Raw genomic sequence first — 16,665 nt, 5'->3', positions numbered from 1 at the left:
CGACCAGCAGGAAAGACCATAATGACCCGCCGGATCGACCATCTCGTTGTTGCCGTCCAGGACCTCGATCAAGCCGGACACTTCTATCAGCGCCTCGGCTTCCAGGTCGGCTCCCGCAACCGGCATCCTTGGGGCACCGAGAATCGGATTATCCAGTTTTCCGGCTCCTTCATCGAGCTGATCGCCGTGGGCGAGGGTGCCGCCATTGCGCCCCATCAGGCAAGCGCCTTCAGCTTCGGCGGCTTCGTGCAGGACTATCTGCGGTTCCGTGAAGGTCTGGCCATGCTTGTGCTCGACAGCCAGGATGCCAAGGCCGACGCCTCTCTCTTCGCCGAGAAAGGCATCGGCTCCTTCGAGCCCTTTCACTTCGAGCGTGCCGGACGCCGGCCCGATGGCAGCGAGACCAAGGTTGCCTTTACGTTGGCATTCACATCGGCCGAGCGTTCTCCCAAGGCAGGCTTCTTCGTCTGTCAGCAGCACTATCCTGAAAATTTCTGGAACCCGGAGTTCCAGCGCCACGACAATCAGGCGACCCGGATCTCGTCCGTCACCCTGGCCGCTCCTGAGCCGGAGCAGCTGCGTGATTTTCTGAGCGCTTTTACCGGCGTGCAGCCCGGAAGTCCCGACGGAGACGACCTGTCCTTCCGGTTGGTTGAGAGCCACATCGATGTTCTGACGCCTGACGATGCCGCGGAGATCTACGGCTCCATCGAGGCTGAGCTCGACCAGCCGTCCTTCGTGGCCTTCGCCATTCGTGTCGAGGACATCCAGCGGCAGGCGAGGTGGCTCGACGCGGCGGAGATCCCCTACCAGCACATCGGCAGCAGGCTCATCGTCCCGGCCAGTGCCGCCTTTGGCGTCGCGATCGCATTCGAACCAACGTAATGTTAACCATGTTCCCTTAACCGGTTGAACGATAATCAACCGGTGGGGGCTCAACCTGTGGCTAATTCTCTCGCGGGCTTGCCCGACTTCCTGATCTTCTTCGTGCTCGCTGTCGCGCTGGTGGGGCTGTATCTGGCCATCTACACCCTCGCGACCATGCACAATGAGTTCGCCCTGATCCGGGAGAATGTGATCTCGGCGGCCACAGCTTTGGGCTTCAGTCTCGTCGGGTTCGCCTTGCCGCTCGCCAGCGCCATCGTGCATGCCCAGACCATCGTCGATTGTCTGGTCTGGGGCCTTGTTGCCCTGGCCGTGCAGATCGTCGTCTACTGGCTCGTGCGGATTGTCATGCCAAACCTCTCGCAGCGCATCGCCGCCGGAGAGATGGCCGCCGCCTTGTTTCTCGGCGCCTCATCGCTGTCGGCCGGCATCATCAACGCCGCTGCAATGACATTTTAGGGTCAGACCGGATCGGAAGAGGAGCGGCCGTTCAGGCCTGCATCTCCACAAGCCTGGCGAATTGCAGAGCTTCTGCCCGCATTGCGGGCGGCACCATCATCGGATTTCGGTGACGAACTGCGTGGAGCATGGCGATCCGCTCGATCGCTCTGAGATAGATGTCTGGAATCTCCGCCTCGCCCCACTCGAAAGCCTGATAGTCCCGCAGGTTCATATCGATCTCATGCGCCATCCTGCTCTGGGTGAAGCCAAGGGCGGTTCGAATTGCAACGAGTTCCTGCATCTTGTCCTGTTCTGACATGAGAGCGCCCCCAAGCGCTATCGGTAAATTTTCTTAGTGTTTGCAGTGACTTCAATACTCTTTACCTAATTACCTAAGGGAAGCTTACTGATTGTGCCGATTGGAGCAGAAAACAGATGCTTCCCGGTAGAATCACCGGTTCTTCCCGGTGCGCCCTTTGGGTTTGATGCTTCCACGGCATTTCGCCGCTTTGCCTTTGGGAACGAAAAGGCTAGTGACAGCCCATGACTGACACCAACCAGCTCCAGAACACCGTCCAGATCGGCTCCGTCCGCTTCGGTAACCATCTTCCGCTCAGCATCATTGCCGGGCCCTGCGCTATGGAAAGCCGCGACCACGCACTGGAGATGGCAGCGGCTCTCAGTGAGATGGCCGGAAAGTTGGGCCTGGGCCTCGTCTACAAGTCGTCATTCGACAAGGCGAACCGCACCTCGATCTCTAGCGCCCGCGGAATTGGGATTGACAAGGCGCTCGCCATCTTTGCCGAGGTTAAGGAGCGTTACGGTCTGCCCGTGCTCACCGACGTGCACGAGAACGACCAGTGCGCCGCCGTTGCGGAGGTCGTCGACGTTCTCCAGATACCGGCCTTCCTCTGCCGCCAGACGGATCTCCTGGTCGCAGCCGCCAAGACCGGACGCGTCGTCAACGTGAAGAAGGGCCAGTTCCTGGCTCCCTGGGACATGGCCAATGTTGCCGAGAAGGTGAAGGCGGCCGGCAACCCGAACGTCATGCTTACCGAGCGCGGCGCCTCCTTCGGCTACAACACCCTCGTGTCCGACATGCGCAGCCTGCCGATCATGGCTGAGACGGGCGCTCCGGTGATTTTCGACGCCACGCATTCCGTGCAGCAGCCCGGCGGAAAGGGTTCCACCTCGGGCGGTCAGCGGGAATACGTTCCGGTTCTCTCCCGTGCGGCCGTTGCGGTGGGTGTCGCGGGTGTCTTCATCGAGACGCACCAGGATCCTGACAAGGCGCCCTCGGACGGGCCCAACATGGTGCCGCTTAAGGAACTCGAGGCGCTGCTCGCCCAGCTCAAGGCCTTCGATGCGCTGGCGAAGAACCGGCAGGCTTGAGGCTTGATCCGTTCCATGTACCATAGCGAGGGCAGGTCTGCATTCCTGCCGCTCGCGTAACGGAGTGGTCGTGATAGGACGCAGAGGCTTTCTCCACGGTTCCTCCGTCAGGCGCCCATGTCCTCCCGCAACCTGATCCTGATCCTCGCCGCCAGCGGCTTTGCCAGCACCTTCTCCGGCCGTGCCGTCGAACCGATGGTTGGCGTGATCGCCCGGGACCTGAGCTCAACGCCGCAGACCATTGCCCTGCTCTCGGCCGCCTTCGCGCTGCCCTATGCCTTCATCCAGCCCGTGCTGGGTCCGGTCGGCGACGCACTCGGCAAGGAGCGCGTGATGAAGGTGGCTCTGGCGGTGCTTTTCCTGGCGCTCGCCTGCTCCATCTTTGCGCCCGATCCTTCGACACTTTTCACGCTTCGCATCATTGCCGGTGCCGCTGCCGGCGGGTCTATTCCGCTCTCCATTGCGCTGATCGGCGACCGGGTGGACATGGGGCAGCGCCAGGTGGCCCTGAGCCGATACTTCATTGCCGTGATCATCGGCCAGCTGGCGGGCTCGTCCTTTGCGGGGCTGCTCGCCGAGTGGATCGGCTGGCGAGGCGTTTTCTCCCTCTCCACTCTCATGGTCGCCCTGGCCCTTGCCGCAACCGTCATCGGCTTCAGGGGAGCGCTGCCGGGAGGGCGGTTCGATCTGAGAGGTGCGCTCCTGCGCTACCGGGACATCCTGTCCAATCCGCGCGCGCTGACCCTCTTCAGCCTCGTCTTCGTTGAGGCCATCGCCATTTTCGGCATCTTCCCCTATGTGGCGCCCCTACTCGAGGAGCGAGGCGGGGGCGGGGCCACCGAGGCCGGCTTTGCCCTTGGCGGATTCGCCATTGGCGGGCTCGTTTATTCTGCGCTCGTCGCCTGGATGCTGAAGCGGCTCGGCATCGGGCCCATCCTCATGGGCGGCGGTTTCTCTGCAGGCGTCGCGCTCATCCTTCTCGGACTGGGCGGCGACTGGAAACTTGATGCCGCCGCCATGCTCTTCCTGGGGCTCGGCTTCTACATGCTTCACAACACCTTCCAAGCCCAGGTGACGGAGGTGGCGCCGGGCGCCCGCGCCTCGGCGGTGGCGCTCCATGCGTTCTCGTTCTTCTGCGGTCAGGCGCTCGGCGTCGTGCTGATGGGCTTCGGCCTGCGCAACATCGGGCTGACCGGGACGACATCCGTTGCCGCCCTGATCATCCTCGGGGTTGGCCTCACCGCATCCTTCTTCCTGACGCGGCCGGCCGCTCAGCGGGCCCGGTAAGGGGCAACGCCCTGGTCGGGCAGCCAGAGGTTCTTCGGCAACTCGCCGGTCTGCCAGAACACGTCGATCGGGATGCCGCCGCGCGGATACCAGTAGCCGCCGATGCGCAGATACCGGGGCTCCAGCAGGTCCGCGAGGCGCTTGCCGATGGCGACCGTACAATCCTCATGGAAGGCGCCGTGGTTGCGGAAGCTGTGCATGTAGAGCTTCAGCGACTTCGACTCGACCAGCCAAGGCCCAGGCGCGTAGTCGATTACGATAATCGCGAAATCCGGCTGGCCCGTCACCGGGCAGAGCGAGGTGAATTCCGGCACGGTGAAACGCGCCAGATAGTCGGTGTCGGGGTGCGGGTTCGGTACCCGGTCGAGCTGCGCTGACTCAGGAGAATCGGGGAGGTGGCTTGACTGGCCGAGCTGGAGATGGGTTTCGGTCATGCGATTTCGCCTTGGATCGAGGAGGGAGAGGCTCTTGCCGTCCTTGCCCACCTGGGTATTTCGGTCAATAAGCCAATCCATGACTTGAGGCCGCACCCGCTTCCCGGGCTGCCCCGGCCGCACTTCAGCCAGCAGGAGCCTGCCTTATGACAGCGATCATCGACGTCTTTGCCCGCCAGATCCTCGATAGCCGAGGCAACCCCACCGTCGAGGTGGATGTCACCCTCGAAGACGGCTCCATGGGCCGTGCTGCCGTGCCCTCCGGCGCCTCTACCGGCGCTCACGAGGCGGTCGAGCTGCGCGACGGCGACAAGAAGGTCTATCTCGGCAAGGGCGTGCTCAAGGCCGTCGATGCGGTCAACAATGAAATCCTGGACGCCATCGGCGGCATGGACGCCGAAGAGCAGGTCGCCATCGACGAGGCGATGATCGAGCTCGACGGCACCCCGAACAAGGCTCGCCTCGGCGCCAACGCGATTCTCGGCGTCTCGCTGGCGGTCGCCAAGGCTGCAGCGGAAGCTTCGACCTTGCCGCTCTACCGTTATGTCGGCGGCACGCAGGCCCGCGTTCTTCCCGTGCCGATGATGAACATCATCAACGGCGGCGCTCATGCGGACAATCCCATCGACTTCCAGGAGTTCATGATCATGCCGGTCGGCGCGCCGACCCTGGCGGAGGCCGTGCGCATGGGCGCCGAGGTGTTCCACACCCTTAAAAAAGCCCTGAAGGATGCCGGCCACAACACCAATGTGGGCGACGAGGGCGGCTTCGCCCCGAACCTGCCCTCCGCGGAAGCCGCCCTCGACTTCATCATGAAGTCCATCGAGCAGGCCGGCTACAAGCCCGGCAAAGACATGGTGATCGGCCTCGACTGCGCGGCCACCGAGTTCTTCAAGAGCGGCGCCTATCATTATGAGGGCACGGGCCAGACGCTGAGCCCGCAGCAGCAGGCCGAGTATCTCGCTAAGCTCGTCTCCGCTTATCCTATCGCTTCTATCGAGGACGGCATGTCCGAGGACGATTGGGAGGGCTGGAAGGCTGTGACTGACCTGATCGGCTCCAAGTGCCAACTCGTGGGCGACGATCTCTTCGTCACCAACGTGAACCGTCTCTCGCAGGGCATCAAGCAGGGTGTCGCCAACTCACTGCTCGTGAAGGTGAACCAGATCGGCTCGCTCACCGAGACTTTGGCCGCCGTCGACATGGCCCACCGCGCCGGCTACACCGCTGTGATGTCCCACCGCTCGGGCGAGACGGAGGACTCCACCATCGCGGACCTCGCGGTGGCTACGAACTGCGGACAGATCAAGACCGGCTCTCTGGCCCGGTCGGACAGACTGGCGAAGTACAACCAGCTCATCCGCATCGAGGAGGAACTGGGCTCGCAGGCGCAGTACGCAGGAGGTGCCGCGCTGAAGGCGCTAGCCTGATCCCATAGACGGAGTTTTCACTCACCCTTTCTCGTCATGGCCGGGCCTGTCCCGGCCATTTCGATTCAAAAAGCGCTGTGCATCATACAATCGGGATCACCGGCACAAGGCCGGCGATGACACGCAAGGTGCGCCCCTAACACCTCTTTAACCATGATGCTGTAAGACTCAGCGCTATGGTAATCCGCAGGCGCGCACGACGATTTCTGATCCCGCTGGTGCTTTATAGCATTTCGGCGGCTGTGGCCGGCTATTTCGTGCATCACGCCCATAGCGGTGCGCGCGGCATCGAGGCCCGACAAAAATATGAAGCTCAGGTGGCTGAACTTTCCGGTGAGCTTGCGGGTTTGAGGACTCAGCGTTCCGACTGGGAGCGCCGCATCGCCCTGCTGCGAAGCGATCAGATCGACCGGGATCTGCTCGAGGAAAGAGCACGCGTAATGTTAGGACGTGTGCATAAGAACGATCTCGTCATCATCACAGGCCCATGATTAAGCATAGCCCAAAAGTTCTGCTTAACTGAATTCAAGTTAATCGTGTAAAGGCGTTATATAACAGTAGCTTGCGCGTTTCATTGTGCAGCGCAAAACGGCTTTTAGCCCACTCGATTTCCCTCTCCGTCTGCGCTACAACTTTCGTCGAGGAAACCCTTCGGAGGACCCGATGGCTGTTGCTGCCCGCAAGGCGGGCCGTGCTGGTGCAGGCGCGGCTAACAAGACCACTTCCACTAAAGGCTCCACACGCGGAGCTGCTCCCAATTCCCCACAATTCGACAAGAACCAGGACCTGTCCGCCTACAACGAGATGCTTCTGATCCGGCGCTTCGAGGAGAAGTCAGGACAGATGTACGGCATGGGCCTAATCGGCGGTTTCTGCCACCTCTATATCGGCCAGGAAGCCGTTGTCGTCGGCATGCAGATGGCGACGAAGGAGGGCGACCAGGTGATCACCGGCTATCGTGATCACGGTCATATGCTCGCCTGCGGCATGGACGCGAAGGGCGTCATGGCCGAACTGACGGGACGCCGCGGCGGCCTGTCGAAAGGCAAGGGCGGCTCCATGCACATGTTCTCCAAGGAGAAGCATTTCTATGGCGGCCATGGCATCGTGGGCGCGCAGGTGTCGTTGGGCACCGGCATCGCCTTCGCCAATCAGTACCGCGAGAACGGCAATGTCTGCCTGACCTATTTCGGTGACGGTGCCGCTAACCAGGGCCAGGTCTACGAGAGCTTCAACATGGCGCAGCTCTGGAAGCTGCCCGTCGTCTACGTGATCGAGAACAACCGCTACGCCATGGGCACGGCAGTGTCGCGCGCATCGGCCCAGACCGACTTCTCGAAGCGCGGCGTGTCCTTCGGCATTCCCGGCGAGCAGGTGGACGGCATGGACATCCGCGCGGTCTACGCCGCTGGCCAGCGCGCCATCGAGCATGCCCGCTCGGGCAAGGGTCCCTACATCCTCGAGATGCAGACCTATCGCTACCGCGGCCACTCCATGTCCGATCCGGCCAAGTACCGCACGAAGGATGAAGTGACCCGCATGCGCGAGGAGCACGATCCGATCGAGCAGGTGCGCCGCCGTCTCCTGGAGAGCTGGAAGCTGTCGGAAGACGAGCTGAAAGCCATCGACAGCCGGGTGCGCGAGATCGTCAACGAGGCGGCCGAGTTCGCCACCCACGATCCGGAGCCCGATCCGTCCGAGCTCTACACGGACATCCTTCTCTAAGCGGCGCACTCGCGCCGCTTCTCCCTGAATCTCGCCGCTGCGACAATCAAAACAGGTCTTTTAATGGCGATCGATATTCTCATGCCTGCCCTCTCGCCCACCATGGAGCAGGGCAAACTGGCCAAGTGGCTGAAAAAAGAGGGCGATCAGGTCAAGCCCGGCGACGTGCTGGCCGAGATCGAGACCGACAAGGCGACCATGGAGGTCGAGGCGATCGACGAAGGTGTCCTCGTCAAGATTCTCGTATCCGACGGTACCGACAATGTGGCCGTGAACACCCCCATCGCGATCCTCGCGGGCGAAGGTGAGGACGTGTCCGCCGCTGCCTCTTCAGCAAAGGCGCCGGCGGCTCCGGCGCAGGAAGCCCAGCCAGCACCGACGCCTGATATGCAGGCTGAAGGACTGGCCGACCGTCCGGCTCCATCCGAGCGTCCGCAGCAGACGGATCTTTCGACTCCGGCAGCGCCCTCCGTTATCACGAACCGCACCAGCTACAACGCCATGGCGGAAATTCCAGAGGGCACCGAGCTGGTCAACATGACCGTGCGCGAAGCCCTTCGCGATGCCATGGCCGAGGAGATGCGCAAGGACAGCTCCGTTTTTGTCATGGGCGAAGAGGTGGCCGAATACCAGGGCGCCTACAAGGTCACTCAAGGGTTGCTGCAGGAGTTCGGGGCCAAGCGCGTCATCGACACGCCAATCACCGAGCACGGTTTTGCCGGCGTCGGCGTCGGCGCGGCCTTCACGGGGCTGCGCCCCATCGTCGAGTTCATGACCTTCAACTTCGCCATGCAGGCGATTGACCAGATCATCAACTCGGCGGCCAAGACCCTCTACATGTCAGGCGGCCAGCTCGGCGCTCCCATCGTGTTCCGCGGCCCCAACGGCGCGGCGGCACGCGTTGGTGCGCAGCACAGCCATGACTATGCCGCCTGGTACTCGAACGTTCCGGGCCTCAAGGTCATCGCGCCCTACACGGCCTCCGACGCGAAGGGGCTCCTCAAGAGTGCCATCCGCGATCCGAACCCGATCGTCTTCCTGGAGAACGAGATCCTCTACGGCCAGTCTTTCCCTGTGCCGAAGCTCGATGACTTCACGGTGCCGATCGGCAAGGCACGCATCCATCGTGAGGGCAAGGATGTCACCATCGTGTCCTTCTCGATCGGCATGACCTATGCGCTCAAGGCCGCGCAGGAACTGGAGAAGGAAGGCATCGACGCCGAGGTCATCGACCTTCGCACGATCCGCCCGATGGATACCGAGACCATCGTCGCCTCGGTCATGAAGACGGGCCGCTGCATCACGGTGGAAGAGGGATTCCCGCAATCGGGCGTGGGCGCCGAAATCGCCATGCGCATCATGGAGAACGCGTTCGATTATCTCGACGCGCCCGTGATCCGCATCACGGGCAAGGACGTTCCGATGCCGTACGCGGCCAACCTTGAGAAGCTCGCGCTGCCGAACGTGGCCGAAGTGGTGCAGGCGGCGAAGGCCGTTTGCTACAGGTGACCTCATGACAGAACGGAAATTCGAAGCCCTCAACGTTCCGCCTGACGTCCTCGAAAAGGGCGGCATCGAGATCCTGAGGGCTTCGGTGGTCGATGGCGAGGTGAGCATCGCGCTTCGCCGCGCCTTCGACGATCCGTTCACTTGGGGCGTGCTCCTAGTGGACCTCGCCCGTCACGCCGCGCGCGTCTATGCCATGGAAACGGAGTTCTCCGAGGAGGAGGCTCTGGCCGAAATCGCCGCCGGCATCCAGGCCGAGCTGGACGATCCGAGCGATCCCGGCTCGACGCAGGCTATCAACTGAATCCCAGATCAGGTCAGGATCTAAAACGCCATGCCCATCAATATCCTGATGCCCGCCCTGTCTCCCACTATGGAAAAGGGCAACCTTGCCAAGTGGCTGAAGAAGGAAGGCGACTCGGTGAAGTCCGGCGATGTGATTGCCGAGATCGAGACCGACAAGGCCACCATGGAAGTGGAGGCGGTGGATGAAGGCATCCTCGCCAAGATCGTGGTGCCCGAAGGAACGGCGGACGTTCCCGTTAACGAGCTCATCGCGCTGATCGCCGCCGAGGGCGAGGATCCGAAGAGCGTCACGGCTCCGGCATCTGGCGGCGGTGCCGCAGCGCCTGCGCCGAAGGCTGAAGCCGCTGCGGCTCCGGCTGCTCCCGCAGCCGCGCCCCAGCCGCAGGCCAACACCGTTCAGGGTGATCCGAACGCCCACATGTCCTACGCCCGCGTCGATCAGGCTCCCGAAGGTCCTGCAACGGCCGCAAAGCCCAATGGGGCAGGGCAGCCGCAGGCCTCCGGCAACCGCGTATTCGCCTCGCCGCTCGCCAAGCGCATTGCCCGCGAGGCTGGCGTCGACATCGCGTCGATCCAAGGCTCCGGCCCCCATGGCCGCGTCGTCGAAAAGGATGTGCGCGCAGCGCTCCAGGGTGGCGGCACGAAGCCTGCAGCCGCTCCGGCTACCGCTGCACCAACACCAGCTCCGGCTGGCAAACCTGCTGCCCCGCAGCTGGCCCAGAGCATGGGTGCCGATCAGGTCAAGGCCATGTTCGAGGCTGGTTCCTACGAGGAAGTGCCGCTCGACGGCATGCGCAAGACCATCGCCAAGCGCCTCGTCGAATCGAAGCAGACGGTGCCGCATTTCTACCTGTCGCTGGATTGCGAACTCGATGCGCTCATGGCCTTGCGCGAGCAGATCAACGCGGCCGCCGGCAAGGACAAGGACGGCAAGCCCGCCTACAAGCTCTCGGTCAACGACTTCGTCATCAAGGCGCTCGCCATCGCGCTCCAGCGCGTGCCCGCTGCCAACGCGGTCTGGGCCGAGGATCGCATCCTGAAGATGAAGCATTCGGATGTGGGCGTGGCAGTCGCCATCGAGGGCGGCCTGTTCACGCCGGTGGTGCGCAAGGCGGAGCAGAAGACGCTCACGGCCATCTCGGCCGAGGTGAAGGACATGGCTGGCCGCGCCCGCAACCGCCGCTTGAAGCCGGAGGAGTATACCGGCGGCTCGACGGCTGTGTCGAACCTCGGCATGTACGGCATCAAGGACTTCCAGGCCGTCATCAACCCGCCCCACGGCACGATTTTGGCAGTCGGCGCCGGCGAGCAGCGGGTCGTGGTGAAGAACGGCGCTCCCGCGGTCGTGCAGGCCATGACAGTGACGCTCTCCTGCGACCACCGCGTGGTCGACGGCGCCCTCGGCGCGGAACTGCTGGCTGCGTTCAAACAGCTCATTGAGAGCCCGATGGGGATGCTCGTTTAATTGATCGTCATGGCCGGCCTCGTGCCGGCCATCCACGTCCTTCAACGGCCCGCTCCACGAAGACGTGGATGCCCGGGCCAAGCCCGGGCATGACGGGGGATTTCTATGGCAAATCAATACGATATCATCGTCATCGGCGGCGGGCCGGGGGGCTATGTGGCGGCGATCCGCGCGGCGCAACTCGGGTTCAAGACCGCGGTCGTGGAGCGCGAGCATCTCGGCGGCATCTGCCTCAACTGGGGCTGCATTCCGACCAAGGCGCTGCTGCGCTCGGCCGAGATCTACCACTACATGGAGCACGCCAAGGATTACGGGCTCTCCGCGCAGGGTATCGGCTTCGATGCGGCTGCCATCGTGCAGCGCTCGCGCGGCGTGTCGGGCCGTCTCAACGGCGGCGTCGGCATGCTGCTCAAGAAGAACAAGGTCGATGTGATCTGGGGCGAGGCGGCGATCTCCAAGCCTGGCGAAGTGGTCGTCACGGCGCCGAAGAAGCCCGCCATGCAGCCGCAGAACCCGGTGCCCAAGGGCGTGCTGGAGCCCGGCACCTATGCGGCCAAGCACATCATCGTGGCGACCGGTGCGCGGCCTCGTGCGCTGCCCGGCATTGAGCCGGACGGCAAGCTGATCTGGACCTATTTCGAAGCCATGGTGCCGCCCGCCATGCCGAAGTCGCTGATCGTCATGGGCTCGGGTGCCATCGGCATTGAGTTCGCCTCCTTCTACCGCACCATGGGCGTGGATGTGACGGTGGTCGAGGTGATGCCGCAGATCCTGCCCGTCGAGGATGCGGAGATCGCAGGATTGGCCCGCAAGCGCTTCGAGAAGCAGGGGATGAAGATCCTCACCGGCGCGAAGGTCACGAAGGTGGAGAAGGGCGCAAACTCTATCACGGCCACCATTGACGACGGCAAGACCACGCAGACGATCACGGCCGAGCGGATGATCTCCGCCGTCGGCGTCGTCGGCAACATCGAGAATCTCGGCCTCGAGAAGGTAGGCGTGAAGATTGAGCGCGGCATCGTCGTCACCGACGGTCTCGGTCGCACCAACGTGCCCGGTATCTACGCCATCGGTGATGTGGCGGGCCCGCCCATGCTGGCGCACAAGGCCGAGCACGAGGGCGTGATCTGCGTCGAGACCATTAAGGGCATGCACACCCATGCCATGGACAAGGCCAAGATCCCGGGCTGCACCTACTGCAATCCGCAGGTAGCCTCCGTCGGCCTCACCGAAGCCAAGGCCAAGGAGCAGGGTTTTGATGTCCGCGTCGGCCGGTTTCCGTTCATCGGCAACGGCAAGGCGATTGCGCTCGGTGAGCCGGAAGGCCTCGTGAAGACCATCTTCGACAAGAAGACCGGCCAGCTGCTCGGTGCCCACATGATCGGCGCGGAGGTGACCGAGCTGATCCAGGGCTACGTGATCGCCATGAACCTGGAGACCACGGAAGAGGAACTGATCCACGCCGTGTTCCCGCATCCGACCCTTTCCGAGACCATGCACGAGAGCGTCATGGATGCGTATGGGCGCGTGATCCACATCTGATCGCGTATCGGCTATGTGGGGCGGTCTCTTTCTTCTCTGCCTCGGTTTGACCATTGCGGCATTGCTGGTCTCTCTTAGGCTCAGCCGGCCTTCTCGCCGGCTGGGCTTATCTTTTGCCCTCCTGCTGGCCGCACTCTGCGTCCCGCTCGGCCTCGTGGCCGCCTTCGATGCCATGATGTGCTCGTCGGAGACCACCGCCCAAGGGCGGATACCAGGCCGCGATCTCGTCTGGTCCATCGAGCGCCGGGGCTGCGGCGCAACGACTGCGGGCGTCTATACGCTTCGTCTCGGCCCTCATGCCTGGTGGAGCTACACGATCCTCACGGCTGACGCCTTTCCTGTCCCGCGTTCCGTCGAAGCGGCGGGAGACGATGCGGTGCGCATCGTCATCGATCCCGACAGCGCAGGCGAGGGTGCCCCGGCCGGGGGCCAGGTCGTTCCCGTCACCGCGTCGGACAAGCCGGATGAACCTCTTCGGTTCGACAGAGGCGTCAAGCTATAGAACACGTTCTGGGTGGCGCCTTGACAGGGCTGATGACCCGCGAGAGCGTTCCTAGAATCCGCTGTGGAGGATGCGATGGAAGATCGGGATCACGTGCACGAAGGCGAGTGCAGGTGCGGGCGGGTGCGGTTTCAGGTTCGTGGCGCACCCATTCTCAACATGGCATGCCATTGCACGGGCTGTCAGCGCATGACCGCAAGCGCTTTCTCGCTGAGTTCCCTCTATGCGAATTCCCAGTTTGAAGTGACGGAGGGAGAGCCGGTGATCGGCGGCCTTCACGGCGCTACCCGGCATTTCTTCTGCCCGCATTGCATGAGCTGGCTGTTCACGCGGCCGGAGGGGCTCGACGATTTCGTGAACGTCCGTGCAACGATGCTCAATGATGCGAGGGGATTCAGGCCTTTCATCGAGACCTACACGAGCGAGGCGCTGCCGTGGGCCAGGACCTCGGCGGTCCACAGCTTCGAGAAGTTCCCGCCGATGGAGCGCTACGCCGAGCTGGTTGAGGAGTTTGCACGAACCTCTGGCTGAACGGCGCGAGGACGGATCGAAGATTTTCAGTATTCGGGCACAAGCCGGTGCGTGACCAAGGGCACATGGATCTCGCATTGCAGCCCCGCCGGGTCGAATCTCAGATTCGCTTTCGCATGACACTGGGCCGGCAGGACGCGTTCGAGCAGGAACGTACCGAACCCGCTGTGCGACGGGCTCCCAACAGGTGGGCCGTTCTGCTCCACCCAGCTGAGATGGAGTTCCCGGCTGCCTTCGGCAGTGGCAAGCTCCCACTTGACGGCGACGCATCCTTTGCGCACGGACAGCGCACCGTACCGAGCCGCATTTGCCGTCAGCTCATGCAACGCCATGCTCAGCGGGATGGCGATATCAGCCGAGAGGTTCACGTCCGGCCCCTCCAGCCGGAAGCGTTCATGTCTCCTCGCCCAGAAGGGCTGAAGCTCACATTCCAGCATCTCCCGCAAGGGCGCCGTCTGCCAGTAATCCTCGGTCAGAAGGGTCTGGGTTTTGGCGAGGGCTGCGATCCGTGACGAGAAGGACCTGTTGAAGTCGCGTATGCTGGTTGACGTGCGGCCCGTCGCGCTCGCGAGAGCCTGGACGACTGCCAGATTGTTGCGCACCCGGTGATGCAGCTCCCTCACCAGCAGAGCTTGGCGCTGCTCGAATCGCTTCTTCTGGTGGATATCCTGGATAACCCGGACGCTGTACCGAAACTCACCCTGCTCGTTGAAAACCGCGGTCGACGAGACATTCAGCCAGACGCTCGAGCCATCCTTGCGGATCGAGCGTCTCTCCAGGGAGTAGGTTTTCAGCTCGCCTGCGACCTGCCGGTCGTAGAGCGCATGTTCGGCGCTGGAATCGTCGGGATGCACGAGATCGAAGAGGCTCAGGTTCAGAAGCTCGCTCCGGGAATAGCCGGTGATGACGGAAAGCCCCCTGTTGACGGTCAGAAACTGACCCGTCGCATTGGTTTCGGCCATGCCGACGCCGGCATGCTCATGGGTCGCCCAGAGCCGCTCGCGGCTTTCCCGTTCGGCTCTTGTCTGAACGGCGTTCTCGACGGACACCGATGCGATCTGGGCAAGCTGGGTGAGGATGGCCTCGTCGTCGGCGGTGAACTCGCCATGCTGCTTGTCGAGCAGCATGAGCACGCCCAACGTGCCACCCTGCGGGCTGATTATTGGGGCGGCGAGCACGCCCGGCATCGCCGGGGAGGCGGTCTCCGCGAGATAGGTATCCTGCAGATGCGGGTAGGCGCTGAGCTCGGTCGCGGTCAGTCGGAGCGGGGAGGCGAGCTGGAGCACATGGGAGTATAGGCCCGCACCGCTCCGAGCCAGAGCGGATGCGGGAAAGCCGCCATACTTGTCCGAAACGGAGACAATGACGGGTTCGCTGGGCCACAGGGCATAGGGAAGCGTGTGGGTGGCGGCCCAATGGGCGCCGACGATCAGCCGCGCCTGTTCGGTGATGTCGCGGAAGATGGCTTCAGGACTGTCCCCGGCGGCAATCCTCGTCGACACGGCCGTCAGCGCCTTGAGCTGCTCCTGGTGCCGGTGGGCCCTTGCCAGAAGGCCTTGCCGCTCCTGCTCGACCAATATGCGGTCGGTGATGTCGTGGTGAGCCACGACAGCGTAGGCGTGGCCGTCGTGGTGAAGACAGGATGCATGAAGCTGGAACCACCGCTTCCGCGTAGGGGAATGGCATGGATACTCGAGCGAGAAGACCGGCTCCCCTGCCAGCACGGACCGGATTCCGGCGGCGGCCGCCTTGGCGCAGGCCGCTTCGACCCCGACGGCACGGTCGCAGATGTCGAGATAGTTCGTTCCCACATGCCGAGTACTCTTGCCGCTGTTGGCGCAACCGAACTCGCGCCAAGCCCGGTTGACGGCAATGATGGTGCCGGACCAATCAAGCACGGCTATCGGACCGGCCATCGCATCCAGAACCTGTTCGGCAGGCGGAATCGCCACGACCCCGTTCCGCTTCGACGTCTGGTTCATAGGCCTGTGTCTCAACACCTTGGAATGAATAGGCTAGTAACGGCCAACGAGGGCTTCGGTTCAGGCGAACAACCAGAAGTTGCCGGTCGCGAGGTCAGGCTCGGTGCCATGCACTTTGTCTTGGGTCGAGCCACCCTTGAGCAGGCAGAAACCATGGAAGGAAAGCCTGCCCCGCAATCTGAGCATTTGCGATTAGGCCTTGAAAGCCTTAAATCAGGCTCACGTCGGAAGGGGCGGGATCCCTTCGCCCCAAAGGTTTAGCTTCATGGCCGTCGTTCTCGACCTTCTGAACAAGGATCAGCGCCCTCGCCACCCTGAAAAGGCGCATCGGCCGGACCAGCCGGTTCAGCAGCGCAAGCCCGAATGGATCCGCGTGAAGGCGCCGGGCTCGCCCAAATGGGCCGAGACCAACCGCATCGTGCGCGAGAACAAGCTTGTGACGGTCTGCGAGGAGGCCGGCTGCCCCAATATCGGCGAGTGCTGGGAGAAGAAGCACGCCACCTTCATGATCATGGGCGACACCTGCACCCGGGCTTGCGCCTTCTGCAACGTGAAGACCGGGCTGCCGCAGGCGCTCGATCCAAACGAGCCGGAAAGCGTCGCCAAGGCCGTGGAAAAGCTCGGCCTGGAGCACGTGGTCATCACCTCGGTGGATCGCGACGATTTGGCGGACGGCGGCGCGCAGCATTTCGCCGACGTGATCCATGCCATCCGGGCCCGCTCGCCGAAGACCACCATCGAGATCCTCACCCCCGACTTCCTGAGGAAGCCGGGCGCGCTGGAGATCGTCGTGGCGGCCAAGCCCGACGTTTTCAACCACAACCTCGAAACGGTTCCGTCGAAGTACCTGAAAGTCCGTCCCGGCGCCCGGTACTTCCACTCCATCCGCCTGCTGCAGCAGGTGAAGGAACTGGACCCGACCATCTTCACGAAGTCCGGCATCATGGTGGGTCTCGGCGAGGAGCGGAACGAGGTGCTCCAGCTCATGGACGACTTGCGTTCGGCGGATGTGGATTTCATGACCATCGGCCAGTACCTCCAGCCGACGAAGAAGCACCACCCGGTGATCCGCTTCGTGACGCCGGATGAATTCAAGGCCTATGAAACCACAGCCTATGCCAAGGGTTTCCTCCTGGTCTCCTCGACCCCGCTGACGCGTTCCTCGCATCACGCAGGTGAGGATTTTGCCAAGCTGAAAGCGGCCCGTCTCGCGAAGCTCGGCTAACGAACCGGACGA

17 protein-coding genes are annotated in these 16,665 nt (G+C 63.1%); 14 read left to right on the top strand and 3 right to left on the bottom strand.

The features are described 5' to 3' along the window. Positions 1-21 precede the first annotated feature (21 nt). On the top strand, positions 22-885 hold the full coding sequence (locus tag JQC81_RS14170; protein WP_203272453.1) for a VOC family protein: 864 nt from the start codon (positions 22-24) through the stop codon (positions 883-885). Positions 886-942: 57 nt separating this feature from the next. Beyond that, positions 943-1,344: a DUF350 domain-containing protein gene (locus JQC81_RS14165; protein ID WP_190848289.1), complete on the top strand. Its 402-nt coding sequence runs from the start codon at positions 943-945 to the stop codon at positions 1,342-1,344. Between the two features lie 31 nt (positions 1,345-1,375). Here JQC81_RS14165 and JQC81_RS14160 read toward each other — a convergent pair whose 3' ends face one another. After that, the gene (locus tag JQC81_RS14160) at positions 1,376-1,645 is read right to left on the bottom strand and encodes a helix-turn-helix domain-containing protein (RefSeq protein ID WP_203272452.1); all 270 of its coding nucleotides are present in this window, start codon (positions 1,643-1,645) and stop codon (positions 1,376-1,378) included. Between the two features lie 224 nt (positions 1,646-1,869). On the opposite strand from JQC81_RS14160, the gene kdsA reads away from it, so the two are divergent. Together kdsA and JQC81_RS14150 are read left to right on the top strand one after the other, a co-directional pair. Then, on the top strand, positions 1,870-2,718 hold the full coding sequence (gene kdsA / locus JQC81_RS14155) for a 3-deoxy-8-phosphooctulonate synthase (RefSeq protein WP_203272451.1): 849 nt from the start codon (positions 1,870-1,872) through the stop codon (positions 2,716-2,718). A gap of 117 nt (positions 2,719-2,835) precedes the next feature. Then, a complete protein-coding gene (locus JQC81_RS14150) occupies positions 2,836-4,005 on the top strand; it encodes an MFS transporter (RefSeq protein ID WP_203272450.1) in 1,170 nt (389 codons plus the stop codon). Here JQC81_RS14150 and queF read toward each other — a convergent pair. Further along, complete coding sequence (queF, locus tag JQC81_RS14145; RefSeq protein WP_203272487.1) at positions 3,990-4,439, bottom strand: preQ(1) synthase; 450 nt, start codon at positions 4,437-4,439, stop codon at positions 3,990-3,992. The genes JQC81_RS14150 and queF overlap by 16 nt on opposite strands. A gap of 146 nt (positions 4,440-4,585) precedes the next feature. On the opposite strand from queF, the gene eno reads away from it, so the two are divergent. The 9 genes from eno to JQC81_RS14100 all read left to right on the top strand — a co-directional run bounded on the left by eno (position 4,586) and on the right by JQC81_RS14100 (position 13,446). Beyond that, positions 4,586-5,869: a phosphopyruvate hydratase gene (eno, locus tag JQC81_RS14140; protein WP_203272449.1), complete on the top strand. Its 1,284-nt coding sequence runs from the start codon at positions 4,586-4,588 to the stop codon at positions 5,867-5,869. Positions 5,870-6,045: 176 nt separating this feature from the next. Beyond that, the gene (locus JQC81_RS14135; RefSeq protein ID WP_203272448.1) at positions 6,046-6,360 is read left to right on the top strand and encodes an FtsB family cell division protein; all 315 of its coding nucleotides are present in this window, start codon (positions 6,046-6,048) and stop codon (positions 6,358-6,360) included. 172 nt (positions 6,361-6,532) lie between these two features. Beyond that, positions 6,533-7,594, top strand: a complete 1,062-nt coding sequence (gene pdhA / locus JQC81_RS14130) for a pyruvate dehydrogenase (acetyl-transferring) E1 component subunit alpha (RefSeq protein ID WP_203272447.1) — start codon at positions 6,533-6,535, stop codon at positions 7,592-7,594. A 63-nt stretch (positions 7,595-7,657) separates the two neighbouring features. Further along, positions 7,658-9,103: a pyruvate dehydrogenase complex E1 component subunit beta gene (locus JQC81_RS14125; RefSeq protein WP_203272446.1), complete on the top strand. Its 1,446-nt coding sequence runs from the start codon at positions 7,658-7,660 to the stop codon at positions 9,101-9,103. 4 nt (positions 9,104-9,107) lie between these two features. Continuing rightward, the gene (locus JQC81_RS14120; RefSeq protein WP_203272445.1) at positions 9,108-9,404 is read left to right on the top strand and encodes a DUF5076 domain-containing protein; all 297 of its coding nucleotides are present in this window, start codon (positions 9,108-9,110) and stop codon (positions 9,402-9,404) included. Between the two features lie 30 nt (positions 9,405-9,434). Next, positions 9,435-10,871 carry a pyruvate dehydrogenase complex dihydrolipoamide acetyltransferase gene (locus JQC81_RS14115; RefSeq protein WP_203272444.1) on the top strand — a complete coding sequence of 479 codons (1,437 nt, stop codon included), beginning with the start codon at positions 9,435-9,437 and terminating at the stop codon, positions 10,869-10,871. 105 nt (positions 10,872-10,976) lie between these two features. Further along, complete coding sequence (lpdA, locus tag JQC81_RS14110) at positions 10,977-12,413, top strand: dihydrolipoyl dehydrogenase (protein WP_203272443.1); 1,437 nt, start codon at positions 10,977-10,979, stop codon at positions 12,411-12,413. 13 nt (positions 12,414-12,426) lie between these two features. Then, entirely contained in the window at positions 12,427-12,915 is a 489-nt protein-coding gene (locus tag JQC81_RS14105) for a hypothetical protein (RefSeq protein WP_203272442.1), read from the top strand. A gap of 75 nt (positions 12,916-12,990) precedes the next feature. Then, positions 12,991-13,446, top strand: a complete 456-nt coding sequence (locus JQC81_RS14100) for a GFA family protein (RefSeq protein WP_203272441.1) — start codon at positions 12,991-12,993, stop codon at positions 13,444-13,446. Positions 13,447-13,472: 26 nt separating this feature from the next. Here JQC81_RS14100 and JQC81_RS14095 read toward each other — a convergent pair whose 3' ends face one another. After that, positions 13,473-15,428 (bottom strand): sensor histidine kinase, encoded by a 1,956-nt coding sequence (locus JQC81_RS14095; protein ID WP_203272440.1) that lies wholly within the window; start codon positions 15,426-15,428, stop codon positions 13,473-13,475. A 265-nt stretch (positions 15,429-15,693) separates the two neighbouring features. Here JQC81_RS14095 and lipA point away from each other — a divergent pair, with 265 nt between their 5' ends. Beyond that, positions 15,694-16,653, top strand: coding sequence for a lipoyl synthase (lipA, locus tag JQC81_RS14090; RefSeq protein ID WP_203272439.1), 960 nt, complete (start codon positions 15,694-15,696; stop codon positions 16,651-16,653). Positions 16,654-16,665 lie beyond the last annotated feature (12 nt).

The organism is Microvirga arabica (assembly GCF_016811235.1).
GTDB classification, from domain to species: domain Bacteria; phylum Pseudomonadota; class Alphaproteobacteria; order Rhizobiales; family Beijerinckiaceae; genus Microvirga; species Microvirga arabica.
This window is presented reverse-complemented; position numbering and strand designations above follow the sequence as displayed.